Annotated in this window: 20 protein-coding genes and 1 pseudogene; 3 read left to right on the forward strand and 18 right to left on the reverse strand. The window is 73.2% G+C overall.

The genetic code is table 11. From position 1 onward, the window contains the following. From ACIQ6R_RS23795 to ACIQ6R_RS23820, 6 genes are all read right to left on the reverse strand, one after another. On the reverse strand, positions 1–771 hold the full coding sequence (locus tag ACIQ6R_RS23795) for a GvpL/GvpF family gas vesicle protein (protein ID WP_404171419.1): 771 nt from the start codon (positions 769–771) through the stop codon (positions 1–3). Then, entirely contained in the window at positions 768–1,205 is a 438-nt protein-coding gene (locus ACIQ6R_RS23800) for a gas vesicle structural protein GvpA (protein ID WP_404171422.1), read from the reverse strand. The genes ACIQ6R_RS23795 and ACIQ6R_RS23800 overlap by 4 nt, the downstream gene beginning before the upstream one ends. Positions 1,206–1,266: 61 nt before the next feature. Further along, on the reverse strand, positions 1,267–1,692 hold the full coding sequence (locus tag ACIQ6R_RS23805) for a gas vesicle protein (RefSeq protein WP_404223210.1): 426 nt from the start codon (positions 1,690–1,692) through the stop codon (positions 1,267–1,269). A gap of 152 nt (positions 1,693–1,844) precedes the next feature. After that, positions 1,845–2,774, reverse strand: a complete 930-nt coding sequence (gene ligD, locus ACIQ6R_RS23810) for a non-homologous end-joining DNA ligase (protein WP_404223212.1) — start codon at positions 2,772–2,774, stop codon at positions 1,845–1,847. Next, positions 2,771–4,618, reverse strand: a complete 1,848-nt coding sequence (locus tag ACIQ6R_RS23815) for a transketolase (RefSeq protein ID WP_404223214.1) — start codon at positions 4,616–4,618, stop codon at positions 2,771–2,773. The genes ligD and ACIQ6R_RS23815 overlap by 4 nt, the downstream gene beginning before the upstream one ends. Beyond that, entirely contained in the window at positions 4,615–6,579 is a 1,965-nt protein-coding gene (locus ACIQ6R_RS23820; RefSeq protein WP_404223216.1) for an FAD-dependent oxidoreductase, read from the reverse strand. Before ACIQ6R_RS23820 ends, ACIQ6R_RS23815 begins: the two co-directional genes overlap by 4 nt. Positions 6,580–6,757: 178 nt before the next feature. Between ACIQ6R_RS23820 and ACIQ6R_RS23825 the strand changes: the two genes are divergently transcribed. Continuing rightward, the gene (locus tag ACIQ6R_RS23825) at positions 6,758–7,720 is read left to right on the forward strand and encodes an LLM class F420-dependent oxidoreductase (RefSeq protein ID WP_404223218.1); all 963 of its coding nucleotides are present in this window, start codon (positions 6,758–6,760) and stop codon (positions 7,718–7,720) included. A gap of 76 nt (positions 7,721–7,796) precedes the next feature. On the opposite strand, the gene ACIQ6R_RS23830 is transcribed toward ACIQ6R_RS23825, so the two are convergent. Continuing rightward, on the reverse strand, positions 7,797–8,315 hold the full coding sequence (locus tag ACIQ6R_RS23830; protein WP_404223220.1) for a phage holin family protein: 519 nt from the start codon (positions 8,313–8,315) through the stop codon (positions 7,797–7,799). A gap of 81 nt (positions 8,316–8,396) precedes the next feature. Between ACIQ6R_RS23830 and ACIQ6R_RS23835 the strand changes: the two genes are divergently transcribed. Next, positions 8,397–8,744 (forward strand): VOC family protein, encoded by a 348-nt coding sequence (locus tag ACIQ6R_RS23835; protein ID WP_404171442.1) that lies wholly within the window; start codon positions 8,397–8,399, stop codon positions 8,742–8,744. 77 nt (positions 8,745–8,821) lie between these two features. Here ACIQ6R_RS23835 and ACIQ6R_RS23840 read toward each other — a convergent pair whose 3' ends face one another. The 10 genes from ACIQ6R_RS23840 to ACIQ6R_RS23885 all read right to left on the reverse strand — a co-directional run bounded on the left by ACIQ6R_RS23840 (position 8,822) and on the right by ACIQ6R_RS23885 (position 23,260). After that, positions 8,822–10,801: a DUF5107 domain-containing protein gene (locus tag ACIQ6R_RS23840; RefSeq protein ID WP_404223223.1), complete on the reverse strand. Its 1,980-nt coding sequence runs from the start codon at positions 10,799–10,801 to the stop codon at positions 8,822–8,824. A gap of 141 nt (positions 10,802–10,942) precedes the next feature. Next, complete coding sequence (locus ACIQ6R_RS23845; protein ID WP_404171448.1) at positions 10,943–11,512, reverse strand: GNAT family N-acetyltransferase; 570 nt, start codon at positions 11,510–11,512, stop codon at positions 10,943–10,945. Between the two features lie 53 nt (positions 11,513–11,565). Then, complete coding sequence (locus ACIQ6R_RS23850; protein WP_404223433.1) at positions 11,566–12,489, reverse strand: LD-carboxypeptidase; 924 nt, start codon at positions 12,487–12,489, stop codon at positions 11,566–11,568. A gap of 5 nt (positions 12,490–12,494) precedes the next feature. Next, positions 12,495–14,450 carry a prolyl oligopeptidase family serine peptidase gene (locus ACIQ6R_RS23855; protein WP_404223225.1) on the reverse strand — a complete coding sequence of 652 codons (1,956 nt, stop codon included), beginning with the start codon at positions 14,448–14,450 and terminating at the stop codon, positions 12,495–12,497. Positions 14,451–14,509: 59 nt separating this feature from the next. Then, on the reverse strand, positions 14,510–15,832 hold the full coding sequence (locus tag ACIQ6R_RS23860) for a M20/M25/M40 family metallo-hydrolase (protein ID WP_404223227.1): 1,323 nt from the start codon (positions 15,830–15,832) through the stop codon (positions 14,510–14,512). Then, a complete protein-coding gene (locus ACIQ6R_RS23865; protein WP_404171457.1) occupies positions 15,825–16,658 on the reverse strand; it encodes a M55 family metallopeptidase in 834 nt (277 codons plus the stop codon). The genes ACIQ6R_RS23860 and ACIQ6R_RS23865 overlap by 8 nt, the downstream gene beginning before the upstream one ends. 97 nt (positions 16,659–16,755) lie before the next feature. Next, positions 16,756–17,481, reverse strand: coding sequence for a class I SAM-dependent methyltransferase (locus ACIQ6R_RS23870; RefSeq protein ID WP_404171460.1), 726 nt, complete (start codon positions 17,479–17,481; stop codon positions 16,756–16,758). Between the two features lie 151 nt (positions 17,482–17,632). After that, on the reverse strand, positions 17,633–20,104 hold the full coding sequence (locus tag ACIQ6R_RS23875) for a SpoIIE family protein phosphatase (RefSeq protein WP_404223229.1): 2,472 nt from the start codon (positions 20,102–20,104) through the stop codon (positions 17,633–17,635). Positions 20,105–20,249: 145 nt separating this feature from the next. After that, the gene (locus ACIQ6R_RS23880; RefSeq protein WP_404223231.1) at positions 20,250–22,667 is read right to left on the reverse strand and encodes an MFS transporter; all 2,418 of its coding nucleotides are present in this window, start codon (positions 22,665–22,667) and stop codon (positions 20,250–20,252) included. A 149-nt stretch (positions 22,668–22,816) separates the two neighbouring features. Continuing rightward, positions 22,817–23,260: an SRPBCC family protein gene (locus tag ACIQ6R_RS23885; protein WP_404171468.1), complete on the reverse strand. Its 444-nt coding sequence runs from the start codon at positions 23,258–23,260 to the stop codon at positions 22,817–22,819. 159 nt (positions 23,261–23,419) lie between these two features. Here ACIQ6R_RS23885 and ACIQ6R_RS23890 point away from each other — a divergent pair, with 159 nt between their 5' ends. Next, positions 23,420–24,466, forward strand: a complete 1,047-nt coding sequence (locus tag ACIQ6R_RS23890) for an Rv2578c family radical SAM protein (protein WP_404223233.1) — start codon at positions 23,420–23,422, stop codon at positions 24,464–24,466. 461 nt (positions 24,467–24,927) lie between these two features. Here the strand turns inward: ACIQ6R_RS23890 and ACIQ6R_RS23895 are convergent. After that, positions 24,928–25,500, reverse strand: a pseudogene (locus tag ACIQ6R_RS23895) (N-acetylmuramoyl-L-alanine amidase); the annotation flags it as partial. Positions 25,501–25,621 lie beyond the last annotated feature (121 nt).

The following is a 25,621-nucleotide window of genomic DNA, read 5'->3' on the forward strand; positions in this document are numbered from 1 at the left end:
TCACCCCACTCCGGCGTCCGCCCCGGCCGCGGTGCCCGCCGGCTCCGCCGGGCCGGGCTCGACGAAGCTGTACGGCGGCAGGGGACCGTTCACGCGCACCTCCAGGTGCGGCATGTCTCCCCGCGCGCGCTCCACGGCGGCGAGGAACTCCTCGGCCGAGTCCCGCTTCACCAGGAACGAGACGTTGGCGAGCCAGCCGCTGGACTCGGGGCCCACGCTCACGGCGTCGGCGGCCGGTTCCAGGGCGCGCTCCAGCACGACCGCGTCCTCGGCCTCCTTGCCCTGGATCGCGGACGCGACCATCTCACCGAGCTGGATCTTGCTCTCGTAGCTGCCGCCGCCCGCCTGCCGGTTGGACTCGGCCAGGGCCCGGATCTCCGGGTTCTCGGCCATCACGTGATGCAGCACGGCCTCTTCCACGTGATTGGCCTTGACGTTGTACTCCACCCGGCCGTCGAGCGCCCCGAGGCGCTCCTTGTAGTGCTCGGCCCGCTCGGCGAGCACGTCCGTGACCGCGCTGTCGTCCGGGGCCACGCTGCCGAACCGCATGGGCAGCACACAGCCGCCCGCGCCCGCCTCGCCGAGCACGTTCTGGTGGGCGAGCAGCTCCCGGCGCTTGGGGCGCAGTCCCTCGGGCGCGTCGCTGACGACGGCCGCCAGGTCGCCCGCCACGAGGATGCGCACCTCGCGCGGTGGTTCGCCGACGCCGGCCAGCCCCTCGGGAAGCGGGGGGTGGGAGCCGGCGGTGATGCCGTAGACGTACGTACTCACTCCTGCTCCTCCTTCCGGCGCGAGGGCGCGGCCTTGCGGGCGCGCGGACGCGACGCGGTCTCGCGCTCGGAGCCGCCCTCGTCACGGGCCTGCTTGAACGCGTCGGATATGGTCTCGGCGGCGCCGGACAGCGCCCCCTTGGACTTGCCGCGGGCGCCGGACTCGGTCATCTCCCCGACCAGGTCGGGCAGGCCCGGGTCCTTGCGCGGTCCGGCCTCCAGGTCGAGCCGGTTGCACGCCTCGGCGAAGCGCAGATAGGTGTCGACGCTCGCGACGACGATACGTACGTCGATCTTCAGGATCTCGATGCCCACCAGGGAGACGCGGACGAACGCGTCGATGACGAGCCCCCTGTCCAGAACAAGCTCAAGAACGTCGTAAAGGCCGCTGCTGCCGCCTCCACCGCCGGTCTGTTGTGCCGGTACGACAGTCATCCTGCTGTTCCTCCGTCTGGTTGCGGGTGTGCAAGTGTTGAGTCGGTCGGCGGCGGGCCGCCTAGCGGCCACCGGCCCCACGGGCGTCGGACCGACCGCGCTCGTAGCGCCTGACTCGCCGGTAGCCCGTGAGCTGCCCCTCGGCGTCCAGTTCCACCTGGTAGCTCCCCATCAGGCTCATCGTGTCCGGCACGCGCTCGAGCTCGAGAACCTCGACCTCCAGCGCCCAGCCCTCCTCTGTCTGTTCGAAGGACGACACGGTCTCCGCGGTCATTCCGGTGAGCTCCGCGAGTTGGGCGCGCGCTTCGCGCAGCACCTCCATCGGCCGGGGCCGACGCGATTCCTGTGAGTCCTGTGAGTCCTGTGTGTCTGGAGACTTCTGTGAGTCTCGGGATTGCTGTGCGTCCGGGGACTTCTGTGACTTTTGTGATCTGCGTGAACTCTGTTGTGAGCCCTGTGATTCGGACGTGTTGTTCGTGTTCGACATGGCCACCTCCCCTCCCGTGTGGCCGCAAGTGTGTTCGCCAAACCTCCGTGGGCGCGTGCATGTGCCACTCGCCTGCGTCCCTGCCCCCGCCTACCTCCCTGTCCGCCTGCGGGCCCGGCTCGCCGCTTGCGGCGCTCAGCCGCGCGGGGTGTTCAACCGCGCAGCGCGTTCAACCGCCGCCGGGCGGGGCCCAGGGCACGGGCGCGGTTCATGACCCCGGCCCAGGGCTGGGTGCGCGCCTGAGCGACGGCGTCCGCGATCGTCCAGCGGCGGGCGTGCAGCGCGGGGTCGTCCAGTTGGTCCCACGAGAGGGGGGTGGCCACGGGCGCACCGGGCAGGGCACGGACGGTGTAGGGGGCCACCGCGGTCTGCGCGTAGGCGTTGCGCTGGATGTCGAGGTAGAGCCGCTCGCCGCGGTCCTTCTTGCGGACGGCCGTGGTGAGCCGGTCGGGACGGTCCGCGGCCAGGACCTCGGCGACGTCCCTCGCGAACTCCCTTACCTCGTCGAAGTCCTGATGGCCGTTCAGCGGCACGACGATGTGCAGCCCCCGCGACCCGGTGGTCATCGGCGCCGAGGGCAGCTTCAGCTCGTCGAGCAGCTCACCCAGCAGCCGGGCCGCCTCCCGTACCGCCTCGAAGTCGTCGCCGGCCGGGTCGAGGTCGAAGACCAGCCGGTCCGGCCGGTCGATCCGCCCGACCCGGGACAGCCAGCGGTGCAGGGTGAGGGCGGCCTGGTCGGCGAGGAGGACAAGGGTGGCGGAGTCGTCGCAGACGGTGTGGCAGACGGTGCCGCCCTCCTTGCCCACCTCGACGCGGCCGACCCAGTCGGGGTAGTGCTCCGGAGTGTTCTTCTGCATGAACCGCGGCCCGTCGACGCCGTCCGGGTGCCGCTCCAGCATCAGGGGACGACCCCGCAGGTGCGGCAGCATGAAGGGGGCGACGGCACGGTGGTAGTCGACGAGATCACCCTTGGTGTACTCCTGCGCGCCGCCGGCGTCCTTGGGGAACAGCACCTTGTCCGGCCGGTGGACCTCCACCGTGTGCCGGCCGGCCCGGACGGTCCGTACGGCGTCCGCGCTCACCGGACGATCGCCTGCTCCACCAGCATCCGTCCGGCCGCCGCGATGGACTCGGCGTCGATCCCGGCGGCGTGCAGCTCCTCGGCCGGGGTCGCGGAACCCGGCATGGTCCCGACGGCCAGCCGGACCAGGCGGGGCACGGGCCGTCCATCGCAGAACGCGTCGAGGACGGCGTCGCCGATGCCGCCCTCCTGGCGGTGGTCCTCCACGGTCACCAGACAGCCGGTGTCCTCGGCGGCCTCGCGCAGGGTGGCACGGTCCACGGGCTTGACCGAGTACAGGTCGATCACTCGGACCGGGATGCCCTCCTGCTCCAGGGCGTCGGCCGCGGCGAGCGCCTCGTGCAGGGTGACGCCGGCCGCGACGACGGTCAGCCGGTCGCGGTCGGAGGAGCGCAGCACCTTGCTGCCGCCGACGGGGAACTCCTCGTCGGCGCTGTAGATCACCTTGCTCTCGCCGCGCGAGGTACGCAGGTAGCGGATGCCCTCCAGGCCGGCCATCTCGGCGACGAGGCGGGCGGTCTGGTTGGCGTCGCAGGGGTAGAGCACGGTCGAGCCGTGGATGGCCCGCATCATCGCGAGGTCCTCCAGGCCCATCTGGCTGGGCCCGTCCTGGCCGATGGCGACGCCCGCGTGGGAGCCGACGAGGTTGATGCCCGAGCCGCTGACGGAGGCCATGCGCACGAAGTCGTGGGCGCGGGTCAGGAAGGCGGCGAAGGTGGTGGCGTACGGCACCCAGCCGCGCGCCGCCATGCCCACCGCGGTGGCGACCATCTGCTGCTCGGCGATGTAGCACTCGAAGTAGCGCTCGGGGTGTTCCTTGGCGAAGAACTCGGCGCGTGTGGAGTCGCCGACCTCGCCGTCGAGGGCGACGACGTCGCCGCGGGCGGTGCCGAGTGCGGCGAGCGCCTCTCCGAAGGCGTTGCGGGTGGCGACCTCGTCGCCCATGTCGTAGCGGGGCAGCTCGGTCTGTCCGGTGCCGGCCGAGTGCAGTGCCCGTGCGGACGGCGGCTCCTGCACCCGGACCGTGAGGTCGCGCGGACCGCCGAGTTCGGCGATCGCCTCCTCGGTCTCCGGCAGCGGCTTGCCGTGCTGGCCCTCGCGGTCCTCCACGGCCTCGACGCCCTTGCCCTTGAGGGTGCGGGCGATGATCGCGGTGGGCTGGCCCTTGGTGGACAGGGCCTCGCCGTAGGCACGGTCGATGGCGTCGACGTCGTGACCGTCGATCTCGATCGTGTGCCAGTCGAAGGCCCGGAACCGGCGCGCGTACGCGTCGAGGTCGTGGCCGTGCCGGGTCTGACCGCGCTGGCCGAGCCGGTTGACGTCGACGATCACGGTGAGGTTGTCGAGCTGTTCGTACCCGGCGTGCTCGGCGGCCTCCCACACCGACCCCTCGGCCATCTCGCTGTCGCCGCACAGCACCCACACCCGGTAGTCGGCGTGGTCCAGCCGCTTGCCGGACAGTGCGATGCCGACACCGACGGGCAGCCCCTGGCCCAGCGATCCGGTAGCCGTCTCGACCCACGGCAGCCGCTGCGGCGTGGGGTGCCCCTCCAGACGGCTGCCCAGCTTGCGGAAGGTCAGCAGCTCCTCGTCGTCGATGGCGCCGGCCGCCTTGTAGGCCGAGTAGAGGAGGGGCGAGGCGTGTCCCTTGGAGAGGACGAAGCGGTCGTTGCCGGGGTGGGCGGGGCGCTCGAAGTCGTAGCGGAGGTGGTGGGCGAGGAGTACGGCCATCAGGTCCGCGGCGGACATCGAGGACGTCGGGTGTCCGGAGCCCGCGGCGGCGGACGTCCGTACGCTGTCGACGCGCAGCTGCTGTCCGAGGTCGACGAGTTCACCGGTGTTCATGAGTCTCCTTCTGCGGCCCGGCCGTCGGAACGCTTGACGGGGCCGGGGGCGGTGTCGGGTCCGGGGGGCGGCTGGTCCGCCGGGGGTTCGGGGCCGGGGTCACCGGGCGCACCGGCGGGCCGGGGCTTCTCGGGCGTCGCGCTCGGACGCCGTGGCTCGGCGGGCGCGTTGGCGGAGGGCGGCTCGGCGGGCGCCGCGGTGGACGGTGGCTTGGCCGGCGTACGGGCGGGTCGGGACGTGGCGGAGGCACCGGCCGGGCCGCCCTTCGCGGGTTCGCCACCCGGCTGACTCTTCGCGGGCTCGCCACCCGGCTGGTTCTTGGCGGGCTCGCCGCCCGGCTGGTTCTTGGCGGGCTCGCCGCCACCCGGCCGGCTCTTCGCGGGCTCGCCACCCGGCCGGCTCTTCGCGGGCTCGCCACCCGGCCGGCTCTTGGCAGGCTCGCCGCCCGGCTGGCTCTTCGCAGGCTCGCCACCCGGCTGACTCTTCGCAGGCTCCCCGCCCGGCCGGCTCTTGGCAGGCTCTGTTCCAGGGCGGCCCGTGTCGGCCTGGGACGTGGCGGGCTTCCCCACGCCCGGGCGGTCCGTACCGGACCGGTGGTCGCCCGGGTCTCCCTTGGTCTGCCGGTCCGCGCCGGACCGTTCCTCGGCCGACTGCTTCTTGCCCGGCACCCGCGCCACCTCCGGCGACGCCGACTCCAGCGGTACGGACCAGGACCGTACGAGGCCCAACTGAACGGCCTGGCGGGGCAGTACCGCGTCGAGCAGCCAGTCCGCGGCGACCCGGACCCGGTTGCCCGGCATCGCCGCGAGGTGGTAGCCCCGGGTGACCGCGCCCGCCGCCGGGCCGGACATCGGCACGCCGAGCGGGTTGGCGGCGGCCTTCGCGCCGCCGAGGTCGACGACGAACCCCATGTCACGGTGGCGGTAGACCCGCCGTTCGCCGATGCCGAGCGACGCGGCGACGTTCTGGGCGCAGACCTTGCCGTGCCGCCAGGCGTGCTGCGCGGTCATCGGCGTGTACTGGCCGGGCTGGTGCAGGTCGGGCACCGCGGCCACGTCACCGCACGCGAACAGCTCGGGCCGCCCCGGCACCTGGAGGTGCGGGTCGACCAGCAGCCGGCCGCGTTCCATGGGCAGCCCGAGGGACTCGACCAGGGGATCGGGCCGCACGCCCACACACCACACCAGCGTGCGCGTGTCGACACTCGTACCGTCGGTCAGCAGGACCCCGTCGTGCGTGGCCTCCTTCACGGAGGTCCCCATCCGCACGTCGACGCCCCGCTGCCGCAGTACCCGCTCGGCGGTGCGGGAGAGCCGCTCGTCCATCTCGGGCAGGACCCGGGGCGCCACGTCCAGCAGCATCCAGCGGGGCCGCATACCGGTGCGCATCGGATGCTTGCGGACCTGCGCGTCGGTGTACATCTGACCGTGCGCGGCGACCTCGGTGCCGGTGTATCCGGCACCGACCACGACGAAGGTGCACCGGGCGGCGCACTCCGCGCGGTCGTCCGCCGCGGCGGCCAGCTCCACCTGCCGGGTGACGTGATCGCGCAGGTACAGCGCCTCCGGAAGCCCGCGGAAGCCGTGGGCGTGCTCGGCGACGCCCGGGATGGGCAGCAGCTTGTTGACGCTGCCCGCGGCGAGCACCAGCCGGTCGAAGGACAGGGTGCCCTCGCCGCCCTCCGGGTCGGTGTAGTGCACGGTGCGCCCGTCGAGGTCGATCCCGTCGGCCTCGCCGAGCACCAGCCGGACGCGCGGCAGGGTGCCCGAGAGGGACACGCTGACCCGGCGCGGTTCCAGGACTCCGGCGGCGACCTGGGGCAGCAGGGGCAGGTAGAGGAAGTAGTCGGTCGGGTTGAGCAGGGTGATGTCGGCCTGGTGCCGGGTGAGCCGGGACAGGGTGCGGGCCGTCCGGTACCCGGCGAAGCCGGCACCGACGATCACGATGCGGGGTCGGCTCACGGTTCGCCTCCGGGCTGTCGCGTACCTCGTGAGCCTTCCGCGTCCCCCTGGCCAAGCCCTCCAAACGTGCGCCGGGCCCGCGCGGCGGCCCCGTTCGCCCCCCGGCACCGCCGGTTTCCGGCCGGGCCTCCGGGTACCCGGGCCGGGACCCACCCCCTTCATGCCCCGGAGGCGCCCCATGCCCGAGTACGGCTACTTCCTCTCGTGCGAGCAGTACGGTCCCGCGGAGCTGATCGAGCAGGCGCGGATGGCCGAGCAGGCCGGGTTCCAGGCCCTGTGGATCTCGGACCACTACCACCCCTGGAACGGCGAGCAGGGGCAGAGCCCGTTCGTGTGGTCGGTGATCGGCGCGCTGTCCGACGCGGTCTCCCTGCCCATCGAAACGGCGGTGACCTGCCCGACCGTGCGTATCCACCCGGCGGTGGTGGCGCAGGCCGCCGCGACCAGCGCGGTGATGACGGACGGCCGTTTCCGGCTCGGCGTCGGCACCGGCGAGGCGCTCAACGAGCACATCCTCGGTGACGCCTGGCCCGCCGCGCACATACGCCTGGAGATGCTGGAGGAGGCCATCCTGATCATGCGCCGGCTGTTCACCGGCGAGGAGGTCAACCACCACGGCACGCACTACACGGTGGAGAACGCCCGCCTGTACACGGTCCCGGACGAGCCCATCCCGATCGACATCTCCGGTTTCGGCCCGGCGGCGACCAAACTGGCGTCGCGGGTGGGCGACGGCTACATCACGATGATGCCGGACGCCTCGATGGTGGAGCAGTACCGCAAGGGCGGGGGCGGCGGGAAGCTGGTCAGCGGGGGCACCAAGGTCTGCTACGACACCGACCGGGACGAGGCGGTACGGACCGTGCACCGGCTGTGGGCCAACGAGCAGCTGCCGGGCGAGCTGGGACAGGTGCTGCCTTCGCCGAAGCACTTCGAGCAGGCACAGACCCTCGTCACGCGGGACATGGTCCGGGACAACCGGGTGTGCGGCGACGACGTGGACGAGCACGTCGCGGAACTGAAGGAGTTCGCCGACGCCGGCTTCGACCGCGTCTACGTCAACCAGATCGGCCCCGACCTGCGCGGCTTCTTCGACTTCTACCGCACGAAGGTGCTCCCGCGACTCCAGCAGGACGCCTGACCCGCGCGGCCCGCGCCGCGGCAGCGTGACGCCCCCCGGACACCTGTCCGGGGGGCGTGGTCGTGACCGCGGCCGGTCAGCCGCGGCCGTGCGGGGCCTCGGGGTCGATGTCGTCCTGGCGCGGCGCCGCCGGTCCGGTGCCGCCCGGCGCGGGCGTGCCCGCACCCGGGGCGCCGGTCGCGCCACCGACGCCGCCGGGCGCGACGGGCGGCATCGGCGGGTACGGCATGCCGAGCCCGCTGGGCGGCACACCCGGCGCGTCACCACCGACGGTGTGCTCGTGGGCGGCCCCCGGCCGGGACGCGTGGGGCCGGGCCGCGCCGCGCAGCAGGTAGGCCGCGACGCCCAGGAGGGCGGCCGTGATCAGCGCGGCGGCCCAGTCCGGCAGCCCGACGGCGAGGGCCAGACCCACGGTGAGCGCGAGGGCGGCGCCCGCGTACAGGGCGGCGGCACCGGACGCGGCGTACAGCGTGGCCTTGCGGCGCTGCTTCCGCGTCTGTTCACGCAGCTCGTCGCGCACGGTCTCGCGTGCCACCTGCGCCAGTTCGTCGACCAGATGCTTGTCCAGGTGTTCCAAGTGATCCATGCGGTCCATACGTTGCGGGTACCCGCGGGCGGAACTTCCATGGGCCGGACCGTGAGTGGGACCCCGCCGCTCCCAACTAGGCTCGTCCGCATGGACATTCTGGGAGCCACACTGCGCATCTACGTCGACGACCTGGACAAGGCGATCCCCTTCTACGAAGGTCTGGCCGGCGGCCGGGCCCACCGTTCCGAACGCGGCGGTGTCGAAGTCGCCGCGGTCGGCTGCTTCCTGCTGATGAGCGGACCCGAGTCCCAGCTCGAGGTGTTGCGCAAGGTCGCCGCGACGATCGCCGTGACGGACGTCGAGGAAACTCATCGTGTCCTCACCTCGCTGGGCGCGGACGTCATCGCGGGCCCGGTCCCGACGCCTGCGGGCCGCAACCTGATCGCCCGGCACCCGGACGGGGCGATCTACGAGTACGTGGACCGGCGGGGGTAGCTGGTCCGGCCGGGACAGCCGGGGCAACGGGGGTCGCCGGGCCTGCTGGGGCAGCGGCGGGGCGGGGCGGGGCGGGCTCACCCCCCGTCCGGCCGCATCCGGAAGTCGTGCCGGGCCGGGAGCGGTTCGTCGCCGAGCCGGGCCCACAGCCGGCCGATGCTCTCCGCGCCCTCCCGCAGGTCGGCGACCTCGAAGCCCTCGTCGAAGACGGCCCGCGCCGCCTCGCGCCGGCCCTCTGCGGCGAGCAGTTCCGCCTCGGTCAGCCGGAACCGGCCGCGGGCCCGGGTCTCGGGGTGCAGCCGATCCCACACGGCACGGGCGTCCGCCGTGCGCCCGACCGCCAGCAGCGCCTCGATCGCCTCGCGGCCGAGGGCGGCGGCGACGGCCGTCCCCTCCGCGTCGTCGGCGCGGAGGTCCGTCTCCTCCCGCCGCTCGCGCAGTCGCTCGCACAGGTCGTCGAAGGCCTGGGCGTACCGGTCGGCGGCCCGCTCGTGGTGGCCGTCCTCCTGGTCGGCGACGGCGAGGCAGCGCAGCAGCGGCCAGCCCGCGGCGGCGGTCTTCAGGCCGCGCTCCCAACTGCGCACCGCCTGGGCCCGGTCGTCGCCGTGCCACTGGGCGACGCCGAGGTGGTACTCGGCGATCGGCGTGGCGGCCGTGGTCTCCAGCATGTCCCGCCAGGGCCGGGCGACCAGCGTGTCCCCGGGCGGTTCGTGGTGCCCCGGTTCGGGCAGGGACCCGGCGCGCAGCAGGTGCAGCCAGGGCCGCTGCTCGTCGCCGAGGGTGTTCTCCTCGAAGGGCGTGCCGGGCAGCTTCCAGCCCGCGCGCAGCACTTCGAGCGCGCCCCAGCCCGACCCGGTCGCGAGGACCTCGCCCGGCTCGGCGTCGGCGTACGGCCGCCAGGCCCGGTACGCCGCGTCGACGTCGGCGCGTGGCAGAACCGCCTCCAGTCGCTTCTCGGCGCCGCGCAGTACGGCGTGCCACTCGCCCTCGGGTGCCGCGTCGAGCGGCCCGTAGGCCTCCAGCCACGACACCTCGCTCTCCGCCTCCAGCTTGACGTGTTCCAACTGGGTGCGGGCGAGCCCGGCCTGGATCTCGCAGTAGCCGCCGGTGCCGGGTTCGGTGAGCCACTCCTGCCAGCGCCGCCCGCCGGGGCCCGTGCCCCACACGAACAGCTTGCGGCCGCGCAGCACGTCGGTCGACGTCTGCACCAGCCCGTGGCCGTGCTCGTCGAGCGCGGCGATCCAGCGGCGCCGGCCGTCCGGCACCTCGTAGAAGTAGTCGGCGGCGTACGTGCTGTTCAGCGGGTACGTCCGGTCGGCTCCGTCGTACGACGGGACGGGCACCCGGCGAAGGCGCCGCTCGTAGCCGAAGTGATAGGCCTCGTCGGCCGGGGCGAGGACGCGCCGCTCCTCGGGCACGGCGATGTTGGACCACCAGTACGTCGGCACCGGGCGCTCGTGCGGGTTGCGGATCCGGACGCCGACGTGGAGGAAGTCCGAGCCCTCCGGCAGCCACAGGTCGACCTGGAAGGGCAGGTCGCGCAGCCGTTCCCACTCCCACAGGCGCAGCATCTCGCCGCCGTCGGGGGCGGGCACGCGGGCGGCGTGCACGGGCGAGCAGGACAGGGTGGTGTGGCCGGTGGCGCCGATGTTCCATTCGACGCCGCCGGAGAACCAGGCGCCGTTGAGGGCGAAGTTGGCGGGCTGGAGCACGGGGTTGACGTAGAGGAGTTCGCGGTCGGTCGGCTTGTGGTGGAGGGAGGCGATGCGGCCGCCGAGGCCGGGCAGGACGGTGGCCCGCAGCCGGTCGTTCTCGATGACGAGAGCGTCGACCTGCCGGTCCTCGCGCCGCCGGTCGTAGCCGTCCCGGACCCGCACGGGCAGCAGGCTGCGCAGTGGCTCGTAGTCGACCTGGCGGGCCATGTCGCGCGGCAGGCCGGCCCGGTCGCGTTCGTCGATGCGGTGTGCCTCGTCCAGGGGGCGCAGCGGCGGCAGGGGGTTGTCCGGTCCCAGCGGCGCGGCGGGCAGGCTCAGTACCTCACGTCGGATCGTCGTCACGCTTCCCCATGGAAGCCGCTCACCGGTGCGGTGAACAGGGGCGCCGTCGGTCACGTTCGCGCGACGTCGCTCACGTTTGAACCGCTGGGTGCCGTGTCGGCGGGCCGTGCGGTCGACGCACGCGCGACGAAACGCCGGCGATCAACCGGAGGCGTTCACGGTCTCGGCGGTGATCGCCCAGCGCTGGTGGTCGCGCCAGGCCCCGTCGATGTAGAGCATCCTCGGCGAGAAGCCCTCCAGGTGGAAGCCGCAGGCGCGGGCCAGCCCGATCGAGGCGGCGTTGCCCGGCTGCACGTTGATCTCCAGCCGGTGCAGCCGCATCGGTCCGAAGGCGTACCGCACGACGAGGTCCAGCCCCTCACGCATCAGCCCGCGCCCCGCCGCGTGCGCGAAGGCGCCGTAGCCGAGCGCGCCGCTGAGGAAGCCGCCCTCGACGATGTTGTTGATGTTGACGAACCCGGCGATGGAGCCGCCGTCCGCCCCGTCCGCGTCCTTCTCGCACAGCAGGAACCCGGCCTTCGTCCGGTCCTCGATCAGCCGGGCGGCGTAGGCCTCGTACGCCTGGGCGCTGTCCGGCGGGAAGAGCCACGGGTGGTGCAGGTCCTTGCTCTCCCGGGCCCGGGCGGTGAACTCGGCGCCGTCCTCGTAGGTGAAGTGCCGTATGCCCACGCGAGGGCCTTCGGCGAGGTGGCGGGATGCGTTGTGCGGCATTTCGCCAGCCTACGACGCCGTGTCGCCGCGCGCGGGGCCGGTCGGCACCGTGGTCAGCGCAGCGCCGGCCGGTCCAGCGTCAAGGTGCCCGCGTCCGCGTCCAGTTCCGCCGTTACGCCGAACGGGACGGTCAGCGCCCCCTCGCAGTGGCCGAAGCCGAAGTCCTCGGCGACCGGCACGCCGAGGCCGCCCAGCCGGTCGGCCAGCATCGGCCGCAGCCGCTCGTAGGGCTCGCACGCGTGCCACGAGCCGAGCAGCACCCCGCCGACCCCGTCGAACCAGCCGGCGCGCAGGAGCTGGGTGAGGTAGCGGTCCAGCCGGTACGTCTCCTCCCCCACGTCCTCCAGGCACAGCAGGCCGCCGCGCGCGGAGGGACGGGCGTGCGGAGTGCCCAGTTCGGCGGCGAGCAGGCACAGGCAGCCGCCGAGGGTGACGCCGCGCGCCCGGCCGGGGACCATGGGCGTGCCACCGGAGGCGATCACGCGGACCGTCTCCGGAGCGAACAGGGTGGCACGCAGATGCTCCTGCGCCCGCGCGTTCTTCAGGAAGTCGATCCCCGCGGCCATCGGCCCGTGCAGTGTGACCAGCCCCAGCCGGGTGGCGAACGCCTGGTGCAGCGCGGTGATGTCGCTGAAGCCGACGAACACCTTGGGCCCGGCCGCGCGCATCGCCTCCCAGTCGAGCAGGTCGGTCAGGCGCTGCACGCCGTACCCGCCGCGGGCGCACAGCACCGCGTCCACGGACGGGTCGCACCAGGCGGCCTGGAGGTCGGCGGCCCGGTCTGCGTCGGCGCCCGCGAGGTAGGGGAAGGCGCGGTGCCGGTCCAGGACGTGCGGGGCCACGACCGGGTCGAGGTCCCAGCCGCGCAGCACGTCCAGGCCCGCCTGGAGCCGCTCCTCGGGGACGGGCCCACTGGGCGCGACGACGGCCACCCGGGCACCGGGGGCGAGCCGGGCCGGCCGGGTCAGGTCTGTCACCGTCGTCACCGGTTCAGCGCCAGGGTCGGGATGCCGCGCGACTTCAGACCGAAGACCTGGGAGTAGAGGGAGAGTTCGGCCTCCAAGGCGCGCACCATGGTCTCCGCCCGGCGGAATCCGTGCCCCTCGCCCTCGAAGGTGAGGTACGCGTGCGGCACTCCCCGGCCCGCCATGCGGGCGAGGAACCGCTCGCACTGCACGGGCGGGCAGATCACGTCGTCCAGTCCTTGGAGCAGCAGGAACGGCGCGGTGACGCGGGCGGCGTGCTCGGTGGGCGACCGCTCGACGTACCGGGCGGGCACCTCGGCGTACGGGCCGATGAGGCTCTCCAGGTACTTCGACTCGAAGTCGTGGGTCTCCCCCGTGCCCCAGCCGGTCAGGTCGAGGATCGGGTAGATGACCGTGCCGCAGGCGTAGACGTCGGTCGTGGCCAGCGAGGCGGCGGCCGTCCAGCCACCCGCGCTGCCGCCGCGCACGGCGAGGCGCTCCCGGTCGGCGGTGCCCTCGTCGGCCAGGGCGAGGGCGACGGCGGCGCAGTCCTCGACGTCGACCACGCCCCACTGCTCGCGCAGCCGGTCGCGGTACTCCCGGCCGTGCCCCGTGGAGCCGCCGTAGTTGACCTCCGCGACGCCGATGCCGCGCGAGGTGAAGTAGGCGATCTCCAGGTCCAGTACGAGGGGGGACCGGCTGGTGGGCCCGCCGTGCGCCCAGACCACGTACGGCGGCAGCTCACCGTCCGGTGCGAGACAGCCGGGGTGGTGCGGCGGATAGAGGTGGGCGTGGATCTCGCGCCCGGCGGGCCCGGTGAAGGTGCGGATCCGCGGCTCGGGGTAGTACGCCGGGTCCACCGCGTCGTGGTGCGGGGCGCCGACCACCCGGGCCCGGCCGGTACGGGCGTCCAGCTCGACCACTTCGTAGGCGCTGCGCGGGCTCGCGCCGACGGCCACCACTCGCTCGCCGTGCGCGGCGAGGGTCGCCGCGAACTCGGTCCAGGGGCCCGCGGCGTCGACGACCTCGCCGGTCTCGGGGTCGAGTATGCCGAGGGCGGTGGCGCCGCGGCCGTGCACGACGGCGATCAGACCACTGTCCAGCGGGGCGAACCAGCGCTGCCCGAGCTTCCACAGCGGCCCGCCGAACTCCTCCTCGCGGGCGCAGAGCGGCCGGCCGTCGCGGTAGAGGTTCCACCAGCCGGTGCGGTCGGAGGCGTGGAGCAGGGCGCCGTCGGGCGCCCAGTCCGCCTGGGCGATGGACTCCTCGGGCCCGCCGGCGACCGTCCGGGCGTCCCGGAACGTACCGTCGGGGCCGATCTCGGCCACGACCAGTTCGGTGCCGTCCCAGGGCATGCGCGGGTGGTCCCAGGCGAGCCAGGCGGCGCGCCGCCCGTCGGGCGAGACGCGGGGGCCGGTGACGAAGCGGTGCCGGACGCCGGTGAGTTCGCGGACCGCTGCCCGTTCGTCGGCCGCCGAGCCGTCCAGCGGCACCGCCGCCGGCACCCGGCGCACGTCGCTGGGCCCGTCACCGGTGAACTCCTCCAGGACGCACCACACCTCGCCGCGCTCGCCACGTACATCCGGCTCCGCCCAGCGCAGCCCGCCGCCCACCGGGGAGACGGGTGTCAGCGGGCGGGGCTCGCCGCCGCCCGGTTCGTAGGCGTACAGCCGCTGGTCGGCGAAGTTCACGAAGACCACCAGCGGCCCGGTGTCGGTCATGAGCGCGGCCCAGGGCCGGCCGCCGTACTCGATGACGCGGCTGCGGACGTTCCACGGCGCGGGCAGCACCGGTTCCTCGGCGCCGTCGGGATGCCGCCGCACCAGCGTGCGCCGACCGCCCTCGGCGGGCCGGGGCGCGGTCCACCACACCTCGTCGCCGACGAAGGCCACGTCGTCGGGGCGCCCGTCGTGCGCGGCGGCGAGGGCCGCGTCGATGGGCGAGGGCCACGATCCGTACGGCAGAGTCTGCACCGACTCCCCCACTTTCTCCTCCAGATGCTTGTCGGGCGGGCCCCGCTGAGGCCGGGCCGCTACGCCGTGCGCAGGAAGCGGTCGAGGACGCGGACGCCGAAGTGCAGCGCCTCGACGGGGACGCGTTCGTCGACGCCGTGGAAGAGGGCCTGGTAGTCGAAGCCCTCGGGCAGCTTCAGCGGCGCGAATCCGTAACCGGTGATACCGAGCCGCGAGAACTGCTTGGCGTCCGTGCCGCCGGACATGCAGTACGGCACCACGTGCCCCTCCGGGGCGAACTCCTCGACGGCGGCCCGCATCCTGGCGTACGTCGGCGAGTCCACCGGCGCCTGGAGGGCGACCTCGCGGTGGGCGAACTCCCAGTCCACGTCCGGTCCGGTGAGCCGGTCGAGGGTACTGCGGAACTCGTCCTCGCAGCCGTGCAGGAAGCGTCCGTCGACGTAGGCGACGGCCTCCCCCGGGATGACGTTGACCTTGTAACCGGCGTCCAGCATGGTCGGGTTGCTGCTGTTGCGGACGGTGGCCTCGACCAGGCCCGCGGCGGGCCCGAGCTTGTCCAGCAGTGCGTCGATGTCGTGCAGGTCGGTCTCGATGCCGTAGACGGCGGCGAGTTCGGTCAGGGCGGCGCGCACGGTCGGGGTCAGGCGCAGCGGCCACTCGTGGTCGCCGATGCGGGTGATCGCCGACGCGAGCCGGGTGACCGCGTTCTCCTGGTTCACCTTGGAACCGTGCCCCGCCCGGCCCCGCGCGGTGAGCTTGAGCCAGCCCGTGCCGCGTTCGCCTGCCGCGATCGGATAGAACTGGCGGCCGGCGCCGTCGTGGAAGGTGAACGCCCCCGACTCGCTGACGCCCTCGGTGCAGCCCTCGAACAGCGCGGCGTGCCGGTCGGCGAGGAATCCGGAGCCGTCCTCGGCGCTGGCCTCCTCGTCCGCGGTGAACGCGATGACGACGTCCCGCCGGGGCCGTACCCCCTGCCGGGCCCACTCGCGCACGACGGCCAGGATCATCGCGTCCATGTTCTTCATGTCGACCGCGCCGCGTCCCCAGACGACGCCGTCGCGGATCTCCCCGGAGAACGGGTGCACGCTCCAGTCGGCGGCCTCGGCGGGCACCACGTCCAGATGCCCGTGCACCAGCAGCGCACCGGCCGACGGGTCGGTGCCCTCGATCCGGGCGACGACGTTGGTGCGGCCCTCGGTCCGTTCCAGCAGGGTGGGCTCGATCCCGGCCTCGGCGAGCCGCGCGGCGGCGTACTCGGCGGCGGGACGCTCGCGGCAGTCGCCACCGCCCCGGTTGGTCGTGTCGATCCGGATCAGCTCGGAGGTGAACCGGACGACCTCGTCCAGCGCCTGCGCGCCGGCGTGCTGGGACTGCTCAGCCATACTGCTCCTCCACCGCGGCCGAGGCGATCGTGGTGACCGCCTTGAAGGTACGGATCGCCTCGAACATGGTCTCGTGGGTGTACGCCACCTTCCGCTCCCCGATCCGGGCCACGCCCGGCACCACCGTCGAGGCCGCCGCCAGGTGCTCGGCGTCGAACTCCACGGCGACGGTGAACGGCCCGCCGCTCACCGGCTCGTACCGCACCGCGAGCGCCGCCGCCTCCTTGGCCGCCGCCCGGATGTCGGAGGCGGTCCTGGCCGGCGTACGGCACACGGCCGCGTACCGCGACACATGGTCCTTGACCGCGACCTTCAGCGCCTCGGGCGCGTACCCGAGCGCGTCCTCGCAGGCCACGTCGTCCCCGGTGACCAGCACGACCGGCACCCCGTACTCGGCGACGACGTGCGCGTTGAGCAGACCCTCACTGGCCCGTATGTCGTTCAGCCACACGCCGGTGATCTGGTTGGCGAGGTAGGTGTGCGCGAGGACGCCCTCCATGCCGGCGCCCGCGTGGTACCCGATGAACGCGATGCCGTCCACGTCCCCGTGCTGGACGCCCTCCACCATGGACAGCGCCTTGTGCCGCCCGGTGAGCATCTGCGTACGCTCGTCGAGCCGCTCCAGGAGCAGGTTGCGCATGGTCCAGTGGGCCTCGTTGACGAGCACCTCGTCGGCACCGCCGTCGAGGAAGCCCAGCACGGCCGCGTTCACGTCCGAGGTGAACATCGACCGGCACCGCTCCCACTGCGGCGTCCCCGGCAGCACGTCGGCCGGCCAGGTGACGCCGGTGGCGCCTTCCATGTCGGCGCTGATGAGGATCTTCATGCTGCGCCACGTTACGCGGTCGCGCCGACCCCCAGCCAGGCCTGTGGAAAACTCTCACCGGCCCAGACCATTGGCTGGTGGGAGCCCTGGACCGCCGTCACCGGCCGCTGCCCGCCACCACCCAGGTCGACGGCAGCTCGATCCGCGTGCCGTCCGCCGTGTACTCGGTGGAGACCAGCGGGAGTTCACCGCTCGCCAGGACGCTGAGCCCGGCGGCGCGCAGGTACTCCGGTACCGCCTCGTCGGGGACCGAGCCGGGGGTCAGCCCGTGGCGCAGGACGGGAGCGAGTTTGGCGGGCGGCCCGTCGGGGCCCTGGGCCAGGTCCCCCAGGACGGCCTTGGACTCCTGGGTGGGCTCCACCAGGAAGGCGCGGCCACGGTCGCCGAGGAGGGCCGCGAGGACGTCGGCCAGTGGCTGACGGTCGTCCGGTTCGCACTGGTGCAGGACGCCCCGCACGTAGATGTTGGCGTCGCCCAGTTCGGCGTGCAGCGTCTCGGCCTCGGCCTTGTCGGTGGCGTCCAGCTGCCGGTAGGCGGCCTGGCCGCCGGGGTCGGCGCGGCGGGCGTGCTCGAGGGCGGCCGCGGACAGGTCGGCGCCGACGACGTGCCCGAAGCGCTCGGCGAGGTAGCGGGTCTGGGTGCCGTTGCCGCAGCCGAGGTCGATCATGGGCAGGCCGGGGTCGACGAGGTGCGGCTCGAAGTGGGCGAGGTGGCGGCCGGCGGTCAGCATCGGCTCCGCGTCCCAGAACACCGTCCCCTGGCCCTCGGGGGCCTCGCTCCAGAAGCTCTCCCAGGCGTTGCGGTACCGACTCGTCACGCTCATGCGCGTCTCCCCAGGTGCGACGACGTACGACCCGTCGGCGGTGACGGGCTCGTACGGTGTACCGCGCCCGGCGCACGGCCACAAGCGCCCGGCGCATTCCTTCACCGGACGTGCGAACGCGGCGCGCGCCCCCTGACGGTACGACGGCGGCTCAGCGGCGGGGCAGCGTCAGTTCGAACCAGACGGTCTTGCCGGCCTTCGTACGGCTGGCACCCCATTCGCGGGCGAGGGCGCTGACGACGCGCAGCCCGCGCCCGTTCTCGTCGTCGGGGCCCGCGCTGCGCAGCGTCGGCAGTTCGTGGTCGTCGTCGTCCACCTCGCACAGCAGCGTGTCGGCGCGCACCAGGCGCAGCTCGACGGGGCGCGCGTGGGCGTGCCGTACGGCGTTGGTGACGAGTTCGCTGACCATCAGCTCGGCGGGGCCGGCCAGTTTCGGCAGGCTCCAGTCGTGCAGCTGTTCGCGGACCGCCGCGCGGGCTCGGCCGACCTCGGCCGGGTCGCGGGCGAGGCGCCACTCGGCGACGGCGTCGGACTCGATGCCGGTGAGTCTGGCCATCAGCAGGGCCACGTCGTCCTTGCGGCCCCCGCGCGTGCCCAGCGCGCGGATGATGGTGTCGCAGGCGTCGTCCATGGAGGCGGCCGGGTGGGCGGCGGACTCGCAGAGGGTGGCGAGGCCGACGCCGATGTCCTCGCCGCGCATCTCCACCAGGCCGTCGGTGCACATCACCAGCCGGTCGCCGGGCGCCACCGGCACGCGTACCGCCTCGAAGGGCACCCCGCCGACGCCGATCGGCGCTCCCGTGGGCAGGTCGATCAGCTCGCTGGCGCCGTCCTCCGCCCGGACCAGCACGGGCGGGATGTGGCCGGCGTTGGCGAGGTGCAGTTCTCCGGCGATCGGGTCGTAGACGGCGTACAGGCAGGTCGCCAGGTGGGTGTCGCCGAGCCGTTGGGCGAGGTCGTCGAGGTTGCGCAGGAGTTGGGCGGGCGGCAGGTCGAGCCCTGCCATGGTCTGCACGGCGGTGCGCAACTGGCCCATCATGGCGGCCGAGTTGAGGCCGTGGCCCATGACGTCCCCGACCACGAGCGCGGTACGGGCGCCGGGCAGCTTGACCGAGTCGAACCAGTCGCCGCCGACCCGGCCGAGGAGGGTGCCGGGCAGGTAGCGGGTGGCGATGTCGCAGCCGGCCATGCGCGGGGGGATGTGCGGCAGCATGCTGTCCTGGAGCGTCTCGGCGACGTTCTCCTGATACGTGTACATGCGGGCGTTGTCGAGTACGAGACCGGCGCGGGCGGCGAGTTCGGCGCCGGTGACCCGGTCCATGTCGTTGAAGACGGGCCGCTCCGGGTGCCGGAGGAGGATCATGAAGCCCAGGACGACGTCGCGCGCCTTCAGCGGCACCAGCAGCATCGAGCGGCCCGTGATGAGCGGCCGGATGTCCCGCTTCTCGAACTGGGAGGCGATGGCGTGGCCCATCTCCTCGGTGATGCGGGGCACCAGGACCGGCTCGCCGCTGGTCATGCACTGGAAGAAGGGGGTGTGCGCCGGGAACGGCATGGCCTCGCCGACCGGTACGACATCGTCCCAGCGGCCGGGTTCGTCGGTGTGCTCCAGGGCGACCCGGTGCCACATCGTCGTCGTGTCCGGTACGCCGCCGGGGAACCCCTCGCCGGCGACGACCTGTTCGCGCAGGTAGGTGCCGGCGACGTCGGTGAAGCGCGGGACGACCGCCTTGCTGACCTCGACGATGGTGCGGGAGAGGTCGAGCGAGGTGCCGATCCGTCCGCTGACCTCGTTGAGGAACTCCAGGCGTTCGCGGACGGCGGCGTACTCCAGGTCCTCCGCCTCGTCCCGCAGCTCGTCCGGCACCGGCTCGCCCGCCGCCAGCGCCCGGGCCGCCCGCTCGCGGCGTGCCCTGCGCTCGGCGCGCCGGGGCACGCCCCAGTCGGGGGTGACGGGCACCCGGTCGTTCTGGCTGAACTCCAGGATCGGGTAGCCCAGTTCGAGGACCTGCGCGACGATGCGGGCGCTCTCTCCGACGCTCATGCTGGGCAGGATCTCGGGGAGGCGGCGGGCGAGTTCCTCGGCGCCGGGGAAGTCGGTGTGCAGCGCGAAGCCGGGCGCGATCCGCTCGACGGTCGCCTCCCGCGTGCCGCCGTCGGCGTAGTCCCGGCGCAGACCGTCCGCGTCGGCGGCCAGCACCAGCAGCCGCTCTCGGCCGGGTCCCACCAGCGGGTACGCCCACCACAGCACGTCGACGCGGTCGTTGCCCGGCACGGTCAGGCGGGCGCGGCCCGCCGCCGGGTAGGACAAGTGTCCGTCGAGGGAAGACTCCAGCCCGGGCCCGAGGCCGTCGTAGGCCTCGTACGAGCCGTACCCGGTGACGTCCTCGTCCCCGGGGAGCACGCCCGAGACGGGCAGCAGGTCGGGGGCGGGCCGGCCGATCGCCTCCTCCTTGGGCAGGGCGAACAGCCGCCGTGCACCCCGGCTCCAGTGGGAGACCAGCCCGTCGCGGTCCACCACGACGACGGCCAGCGGGACCCGGCCCGCCACGGGGTCCGCCGGCACGGCGCCGGGTCCGGCACGGCGGCCTGGAGGTGCGTCCCGCTGGGTGCCATGGTCCATGGCGTCAGGCCCTCTCTCCCCACGGCTCCGCAAGATCTGTGTCGCCGTCACCACGGTACGGCGGTGGTCGGCGACCATGTGCGGCAACGGGGGAATTGGTGGTGCGCAAACGCACCGGCGCACGCCCGCGCGCCGGCGCCCGCCCTCAGTCCTCGTGGCCGAGCTGGAGGTCGCGCTCCGTGCGGCCGCCGCCGGCCACCTGGAGCACGGTGGCCACGGGCGGGTAGCCGGCGGCGATGACGGTGTACTCGCCGGACGACAGGTCGACGAACCGGAAGGTGCCGTCGGGCCCGGTGGTCAGCGTGTCCACCACGTTGCCCGCCGCGTCGAGCAGCGTCACCCGCGCGTCCTCCACGGCCCGTCCGCCACTGGCGCGCACGGTGCCGCGCAGCACGGCGCCGCCGGCCAGCTCGATGTCCTGGCGGGTCTCCCGGGCGGCCTGGACGCTGACGGGCAGCGCGGCCGGGCGGAAGGCGGGGGCACTGCCGGCGAGGGTGTACTCGCCGGCCACCAGCTCGGTGATGACGTAGCCGCCCTCCCGGCCGCTGCGGGTGGTGGCGACGACCTCGCCGTGGACGTTGGTGAGCGTGACGGTCGCGTCGCGTACGGGGCTGCCGTCCGCGGTGAGCACACTGCCGGCCAGGCGGCCGGCGCCGCCGAGGACCACGTCCAGTTCCACCGGGCGTTCGCCGACGGTCACGGAGACCGCCTGCGGCTGGTGACCGCCGGCCGCGGCGATCAGGACGTACGACCCCGGGCCGGGCGTGGCCAGCGCGTACCGTCCGTCGTCGCCGCTGGCGCCCCGGCCGATCTGCCGACCGCCGACGTCGATGAGGGTGAGCGCCGCGCGGGGCACGACGGTGCCGTCGGGGTGCTGCACCGTGCCGCAGACGGCGATGCCCGCGGCGTACGGCGACCGGGCCTGGGGGACGGGGGCCATGGGCTGCACGGTCTGGGCGGTCTGGGCGGTTTCCTGCTCGGTGGCGGGGGCGTTGTGGGACACCAGTGGTTTCTCCTTGAGGAAGCAGGCGATGAGCAGGCCGAGGACGAGTACCGGCACCAGGTAGAGGAAGATCCGCGGCATGGCGTCGGCGTACGCACCGATGTAGGCGTCGCGCAGCGCCGGGGGCAGGGAGTGGACGAGCTGTGGGGTGACGGCCTCGGCGTCGGGCAGCCCGGCGCCCGCCTCGGCGGGGATCCGGTCGGCCAGGGCGTCGGTGAGCCGGTCGGCGAAGAGGGTGCCGAAGACGGCCGCGCCGACGCTGCCGCCGATCTGCCGGAAGTAGTTGTTGGCGCTGGTGGCGGTGCCGAGGTCGGCGGGGCGCACGGAGTTCTGCACGGCGAGGATCAGTACGGGCATCACCATTCCGATGCCGGCGCCGAGGACGGCCATCCAGATGCTGTAGTGCAGCCGGGGCGTGTCGGCGTCGAGCCCGGACAGCAGCCACATGCCGACGACGGACAGGGCGCTGCCGACGATCGGGTGGGACCGGTAGTGCCCGGTACGGCTGATCATCTGACCGGAGATGATCGAGGTGCCGACGATGCCGCCCATCATCGGCATCATCAGCAGGCCGGACTCGGTGGCGGTGGCGCCGTCGACCATCTGCAGGAAGGTCGGCAGATAGCTGGCGGCGCCGAACAGGGCGACTCCGATGACGAGACCGACCAGGCCGGTGACGTTGAAGACGGAGTCCCGGAACAGCCGCAGCGGGATCAGCGGTTCGGGTGCGAAGTGCTCGGCGACCAGGAAGAGGACGGTGGACGCGACGGCTCCGGCGGCGAGGCCGAGGACGACCTGCGAGCCCCACTCGTACTCGGTGCCGCCCCAGCTGGTCAGCAGCACCAGGCAGGTGGAGGCGGCGGCGAGCAGCAGCGCGCCGAGGACGTCCAGTCGGGGCTTGACCCGCGGCTTGGGCAGCTTCAGGACGACGGCGACGACGGCCATGGTGACCAGCCCGAAGGGCACGTTGATGTAGAAGCACCAGCGCCAGGACAGGTGGTCGGTGAAGTAGCCGCCCAAGAGCGGGCCCGCGACCGAGGCGAGTCCGAACGCGGCGCCGATCAGGCCCATGAAGCGGCCGCGCTCGCGGGGCGGCACGATGTCCGCGATGATCGCCTGCACGCCGATCATGAGGCCGCCCGCGCCGACGCCCTGCACGGCCCGGAAGGCGATCAGCTGGTCCATGGTCTGCGCACGGCCGGCGAGTGCCGAGCCCACGATGAACACCAGGATGGCGAACTGGAAGACGCCCTTGCGTCCGAAGAGGTCGCCGAGCTTGCCGTAGATCGGCAGGCCGACGGTGGAGGTGAGCAGGTAGGCGGTGATCGCCCAGGACATCTTCTCCAGGCCGTGCAGCTCGCCGACGATCTTCGGCAGCGCCGTGGCCACGATCATCTGCTCCAGCGCGGCGAGCAGCAGCGCCAGCATCAGTCCGACGAAGACCAGCCGCACCCGGCGCGGGCTCAGCCCGGCACCCGGATCCGGCTCGGGTGCGGGGGGCTCGGGGGGCGCCGGGGGCACGGTGGCCGGTTCGTCCTGCACCAGAGTGATCCCGCCCACGTACCGCTCCCCTCGTCACACCTGCTCACAATTGCCACCTGAGGCGACAACTGCGAACAAGTGCGAAGAGTTACGGCATACGGCGGTATCCTGCGGAGATCACTCGAACCGGTGAGGCGGCCAACGACCGCCCCACACCTGCCCTTTGGCTACTTCTCGACCTCGGCCGCGAGCTTGGCGAGCATCGCGTCGTAGATCCGGGCGAGTCCCTTGGGCGCGAAGGTCTTCTCGAAGAATCCGCCGACGCCGCCGGCGCCCTGCCAGGTGGTGACGACGACCACCCGGGACTTGCCCTCACCGGCCGGGGTGACCCGCCAGGTGGTGACCATGGAGGAGTTGCGGTCCTTCTCGACCAGCTCGCCGTCGGCCGGCTCGGTGACCTCCAGCAGGCAGTCACGGACGCGCTTGCTGGTGGCCTGGAGCTTCCAGTGCACGAGGGTGCCCTCGCCGTCGCCGCCCTCGCGGACCTCGTACTCGCTGAAGTGCTCGGGCAGCAGCTTCTCGCGGGTGCCGCTGTAGTCGGCGAGGGTGTCGAACACCGTCTCCGCGTCCGCTGCGACGATCCGCTCCGTAGTCGCCTCGACCTGCGCCATCGGGTTCCTCCAGGGCCTGGTTCTCGGGGTCCGGGCAAGCCAACCACCCCGCCGCCCGGCCACCAAATCGGGGGGCGCGAAGCGGCCCCGCGCGACTCACCCGCACGATCAAGGGAACAAGTGTTCTATTGTGTGGGCAGTGCTACCGAGGAGGCGTCAATGCGCTGGGAGAACCTCACGGACTCCGACCACGCCCGGGCGGCCGACCCCGCGCTGTTCGGCGCGGACGCGGTCACCACCCGCACGTTCGACACGCCCGAGTTCCGCGGCATCACCTTCCACGAGGTGCGGGCCCGCTCGATCCTCAACCGGGTGCCGGGCGCCTCGCGCATGCCCTTCGAGTGGACGGTGAACCCCTACCGGGGGTGCTCGCACGCGTGCGTCTACTGCTTCGCGCGCAAGACGCACAGCTACCTGGACCTCGACACCGGCCTCGGCTTCGACTCGCAGATCGTCGTCAAGGTGAACGCCCCCGAGCTGCTCCGCCGCCAGCTGGCCTCGCACCGCTGGCAGGGCGAGCACGTCGCGATGGGCACCAACGTCGACTGCTACCAGCGCGCCGAGGGCCGCTACCGGCTGATGCCGGGCATCATCGCGGCCCTCACCGAGCGGGCCAACCCCTTCTCGATCCTGACCAAGGGCACGCTGATCCTGCGCGACCTGGACCTGCTGACGCGGGCGGCCCGGGTGACGGACGTGGGAATCTCGGTCTCGGTCGGCTCCACCGACCCCGAGCTGTGGCGCACCGTGGAGCCGGGTACTCCCGCACCGGAGCGCCGCCTGGAGGTCGTACGGACCCTGGGCGAGCACGGCATCGGCTGCGGCGTGCTGATGGCACCGGTCATCCCGTTCCTCGGCGACGAACCGGCCCAACTGCGAGCGACCGTACGCGCGATCGCCGCCGCGGGCGCCACGTCGGTGACTCCCCTGGTGCTGCATCTGCGGCCCGGCGCCCGGGAGTGGTTCATGGCCTGGCTGGCGCGGCACCACCCGTACCTGGTGCGCCGGTACGAGCGGCTGTACGCGGAGGGCGCCTACGCCCCGAAGTGGTACCAGCGCCGGATCACGCGCCAGGTGCACGACCTGGCCCAGGAGTACGGCATCGGGCCCACGCGCGCGGGGATGCCGCGCCGGATCGCGGAGCCGGCACCGCCGGAGCCGGATCAGCTCGCGGCGACCGAGCCGGTCCAGCTCTCGCTTCTCTGAGCGCTGTCTCTCCGTAGCGGGATCTGTCGTCAGGCCTCCCAGTAGAGGCCGCGCACGTACGCCGCCGTGATGGTGATCGGCTGCTGGTCGGCGCTGTCGGCCGGGTAGTACATGAACTCGAACCGCAGCCGCTCGTCGGCGACGATGGACCCGCTGTTGTGGAAGTCCGCGAAGCTGCCGCCGTGGGTGCCGATCCGTTCGACGATCGGGCCGTTCCAGCGGGAGCCGCCCGGACGCAGGTGGTAGAAGCGGCCCTGGAGGGTGGCGCCCGGCGGGACCTCCGCCTGGATCTGGGCCATGGCCTGGTAGTGGGACGCCCGGGTGAGCAGGTCCACCCCGTCGACGTTGAGCGTGGTCCACTTGCGGGGCGTGATCCGCTGGCCGTCGCTGTCGTAGCGGCCGATCGCTCGCGGCATGTCGTCCTCCTCGGGGTCGCTGGGGGTCCAGCCGGCGGGGTGGGTGAGGCGTTCTTCGATCCGGGCGCGCATCGAGGCCATGCTGAAGCCGCGCGGGTCGACCTTTCCGGGCTGCCATTCGAGGTGGCCGATCACGGAGCGCTCGTTCCAGCCGTGGCGGCGGCAGACGGCGGCGGCGGCGCGTTCGATGGCGTCCAGCTGGGCCGCGGGCCAGGGATCGGCGCCGTCGCCGAGGTTCTCGCACTCGAAGCCGTAGAAGTGCCGGTTTCCGTCGGTGTTCGCCTCGTTGTCCGCCGGCGGTCGCACTTCGTCGATGACGGCGCGCAGCACGTCGTCGTCTCCCAGGCCCGCGTGATTGGCCCGCCCGTAGCCGACCAGGTGCACCCTGCCGTCCTTGGTGATGACGCCGTGGCACAGGGGGCCTGGCAGTCCCGCGTAGCCCTTGCGGCAGATCTCCACCGTGCGGGCGCTGCCCCGGGTCACGGTGTGGTGGATCATCACGCCGTGCACGGGCCCCCAAGGGCCCGTGTGGTTGCGGTTGTGTTCCTCCCAGGCGCCGACCTCGACGACGACCAGACCCTCGTCCCTGAGGGCTTGCAGGAAGCTCCGCGCTCCCATCGGCGCGGCCATCACACGTGCTCCGGCCACGACCATGGGGGCGCCGGACTTCCGCTCGGGCCGGGTGGTTGGGGCATGTCAGCCTCCGATCGCGGGAAGGAGGGAACCCGTCTTCGGTAGA

This window comes from Streptomyces sp. NPDC096048 (assembly GCF_044763415.1).
In the GTDB taxonomy this organism is placed as follows: Bacteria; Actinomycetota; Actinomycetes; order Streptomycetales; family Streptomycetaceae; genus Streptomyces.